Below are 2,838 nucleotides of genomic sequence, written 5' to 3'. Positions count from 1 at the left end.
GTCGGTCAGCATGGGGCCCGTCCCCCGGTACGGCACATGCACCACAAATGTCTCGCTGGCCATCTTGAGGTACTCAAAGGCCAAATGCCCGGCACTGCCATTGCCTGCTGAGCCGTAATTGAGTTGGCCGGGTTTTGACTTGGCGTAGGCCACAAACTCTTGAAGGTTCTTCACCGGCAAGTCGGGGTGCACAACGTACAAGCTGGGCACCTTGGCCACCAGGGTGATCGGTGCAAAGTCGCGGTTGGCGTCGTAGGGCAGCTTGGCGAAGATGTAGGGGTTGACAGCCAGGGTGCCGATGTGTCCCAGGATCAGGGTGTGCTCGTCCGTGCTGTTGGCCACTTCCTGCATGGCGATATTGCCTGCGGCGCCGGGCTTGTTGTCGACAAAGACACTTTGCCCGATGGTTTTGGCCAGTTCACCTGCAATGGCACGGGCGACGATCTCGGAGCTGCCGCCAGTGGCGAACGGCACCACCAGTCGCAAAGGCTTGGCAGGCCAAGCCGACTGGGCCTGAGAATTTGGCAACCACAATCCGGCCGCAGACGCGGCAGCTGCAGACAACAAATCCCGACGCTTGAAATGTTGGAGGTCCACGGTATGTTTCCTGATTATTTAAATGTGAAAGTATGTCATCGTAGCGAGTCACCGCATGTGCGCAACCGACACGACACTTCAGGCGGGTTCACCGCGTCGGCTCGCAGTGGTTATATTTGACTCAGCGACACTCCCATTTTTGAAAGCACCCATGAAAACAATCGGCATGATCGGCATCGGCATGATGGGCCACGGCATCGCGCGCAATTTGCTCAAGCACGGGCAAAGCCTCACGGTCCTGGAGCACCCCGGCAACCAACCCCTGACAGAGCTGCTGGCAGCCGGTGCGCGCACCTGCCAAACCGCGCAAGCATTGGCGCAGCAATCCGAGGTGATCATTTTGTGCGTCACCGGCACGCCGCAAGTCGAGGCCGTGCTCATGGGGGAGGATGGGGTTTTGCAGGGCATGCGCCCTGGCACCATCGTCATCGATTGCTCCACGGCCGTGCCCGCATCGACCGAAAAAGTGGCCGCGATGGTGATCGCCCGGGGGGGCCAGTTTTTGGACTCTCCCATGACCCGCACCCCCAAAGAGGCGGCCGAAGGTCGGCTGAACTTGCTGGTGGGTGGCGACGCGGACTTGTTTGAAGCCTGCAAACCGATCCTGGCGTGCTTTGCAGAAAACATCGTGCACACCGGCCCCATCGGCTCGGGTCACCGCATGAAACTCTTGCACAACTATGTGTCGCTGGGCACCGTGACTTTGCTGGCCGAAGCGGCGGCCTGCGCGCAGTTGTCGGGCGTAAACGCGCAGACCTTTGTGGATGTGCTGGCCATGGGGGGCGGCTGGGGCGCAGCGCTCGAGCGCCTCAAGCCCACACTGGCTACCGGCGACACCTCGGGCCTGCGCTTTTCCATGAGCAATGCCCTGAAAGACCTGAGCTATTACAACCAGATGGCCATCGACACCCAGGCCGACCACACCGTGGCGCAGGCGGTGAAAAACACCTTGGAGGCCGCTTGCCAAGAAGGCGACCCAAACGCCTTGGTGCCCGAGCTGATCGGGTTGTTGGTCAAGCGGCGGGGGGCTTGAGCCTCAAACTCGCAAGCCAAGCCAGTCAGGGCGTCAACACCAAATTTTTCACCGTGGTGCTGCCAGCCGCCCCCAAATCCAACTGCGGCGTTGTGCTCTGCGTGCTGTAGCCGGTCGCCGTGCCAGTCAGGTTGTAACGCCCAGGCACCATGCTGTCGGTGGTGAACGTCAGGGCCGCGCCTGATGCGTATGCGGCCTTGACGGCTGCCGCCAGTGGCAAGGTCAGGCTGTAGTCTGCGGTCACACTGTCCACCCCGGTGGATGCGACATCCAGCACCTGCCCTGTGCTCAGGGTCTGACGCGCTGACACACGCGCATCTGCCAACAAGCCGCTGGTGCTGTTGCTGACCACACCCGATACCGTGGCCATAGCTGAAGCGTCAGGCAGGATCGGACTCAGCGCCGTATTCAGTGATGTGACGCCCATGGCCAAGGAAACCGGTACGTTCGTGACCGCGGCCGTGGTCAGGTTTTGGCCGGCAACCACCACCGTGTAGTTGGTGCTTTCAGGCAAATATGCCAGCATGAATTTGCCTGTAGTCGGGTTGGGCACCGTCGAGCGCAATTGGTTGTCGGGGTCACGCGTCGAGACCAACACACTCGCGGCAATGGCGGGATCGACATAGCCCTCGATGGCCGTGGTCAGCCGCTTGATGACGGACACCACGGGTTTGAGGTTGTAGCGACCGGAGGCACCCGCCTTGACGATGGAGCGGCAGGCATCAAAATCCAGCACCATGTCGGCAACCTGGCCGCTTTGCACATCAAAACGCGCCTGCAGTTTGTAGCCGCTTTGCTGGGCGCTGGGTGTGCTCAGTGCCAGCTCGTTGGTGGTGCCGGTCAGCACGAGCGCATTGGCCAGAGGATTGGCAGGCGACGGGTTGCCCGGGTTGTCTGCCAGCACCAGGCGAACCTGCTGGTAGGTGCCTGCGGGCAATGGCAAAGAGCCCAACTCTTTCAGCACCCCATTGGTCAATGACAGCAGATCAACGCGCTGGCTGGGAATGCGCAGTTCGCTCCAGCCCGGCTCGCTGTCTTCGGCGCTGGCACTTTGGTGTACCCGAATTTGGTTCACGGTCACATATACATGCTCATAGCCACAAGCCGGTGCGTCAGTCAGTGCAAGCCGGAGTGTGCCGGTGGATGCTGTACCGCCACCGCTGCCGCCGCAAGCCAGCAGGCCTGAGGCCACAAGCCCCATTCCTGTC

The 2,838-nt window shown here is 61.3% G+C and carries 3 protein-coding genes; 1 reads left to right on the top strand and 2 read right to left on the bottom strand.

Translation table 11 applies throughout. From position 1 onward, the window contains the following. Positions 1 to 597 (bottom strand): Bug family tripartite tricarboxylate transporter substrate binding protein (locus ACIQ3A_RS14845; protein WP_396432496.1); only part of this gene is annotated, 597 nt, incomplete at its 3' end. A 55-nt stretch (positions 598 to 652) separates the two neighbouring features. Here ACIQ3A_RS14845 and ACIQ3A_RS14840 point away from each other — a divergent pair. Next, a complete protein-coding gene (locus tag ACIQ3A_RS14840; protein ID WP_396432495.1) occupies positions 653 to 1,630 on the top strand; it encodes an NAD(P)-dependent oxidoreductase in 978 nt (325 codons plus the stop codon). Positions 1,631 to 1,655: 25 nt separating this feature from the next. Here the strand turns inward: ACIQ3A_RS14840 and ACIQ3A_RS14835 are convergent. Continuing rightward, positions 1,656 to 2,838: DUF4382 domain-containing protein (locus tag ACIQ3A_RS14835; RefSeq protein WP_396432494.1), on the bottom strand; the 1,183-nt coding region annotated here is incomplete at its 5' end.

Origin of the sequence: Limnohabitans sp. (assembly GCF_044361985.1) — a bacterium.
Lineage (GTDB): Bacteria > Pseudomonadota > Gammaproteobacteria > Burkholderiales > Burkholderiaceae_C > Limnohabitans_A.
The sequence above is the reverse complement of the archived record's forward strand: the minus strand, read 5'-3'. Positions and strand labels throughout refer to the sequence as shown.